The sequence below is a fragment of the Bacillus sp. LR--39 genome (assembly GCF_053613335.1).
Genome location: NZ_JBSIOT010001189.1, coordinates 1 through 606, shown reverse-complemented (window position 1 = coordinate 606; position 606 = coordinate 1). Strand labels below are relative to the sequence as shown.

Genomic DNA, 606 nt, shown 5'->3' with positions numbered 1-606 from the left:
CATGTTTGCCATGTCGCGTGACGGACTTTTGCCGGGTTCACTTTCTAAAGTGCATCCAAAGCACAAAACACCTTATGTAGCCACTTGGTTTTTCGGAACGATGTCGGCGCTTCTCGGCTCACTTGTTCCACTGGATGAACTTGCAAAGCTGGTAAACATCGGGACGCTGTCGGCATTTGTACTGATTTCTGTGGCAGTTATCGTTTTGAGAAAGAAACAGCCTGATCTTCCGAGAGCCTTTAAATGCCCGGGAGTTCCCGTGATCCCAGGCCTGGCGATTCTGTTCTGCCTGTTCTTGATTTTAAATCTGGGATGGGTGACGATTGTCCGCTTCCTAGTGTGGCTGTTAATCGGCTTGGTAATCTATTTTCTGTATTCAAGAAAGCATTCAAAATTAAATCAATAACCTTTTGATAAAGAGAGCGTCCATACAGGCCGCTCTCTTTTCTGTTCTTGGCAAATGAATCTATAGAAATGAAGACAAAAATAAGAGATAATATAGGCTGGAAAGGAAGTGACGTTTATTGTCTGAGCAAAAACCAGTCCAATGGGCTTCGAAAATTGGTTTCGTCATGGCAGCGGCCGGCTCGGCTATCGGCTTGGGCG

At 45.5% G+C, this 606-nt stretch carries 1 protein-coding gene and 1 pseudogene; both read left to right on the top strand.

Features of this window, described 5'->3' with window-relative positions:
• Positions 1-406: pseudogene (bcaP, locus tag ACWHAR_RS29340) on the top strand (branched-chain amino acid transporter BcaP); the annotation flags it as partial.
• A 118-nt stretch (positions 407-524) separates the two neighbouring features.
• Positions 525-606, top strand: an 82-nt coding sequence (locus ACWHAR_RS29335) for a hypothetical protein (protein WP_452088726.1), incomplete at its 3' end; no start/stop codon positions are given.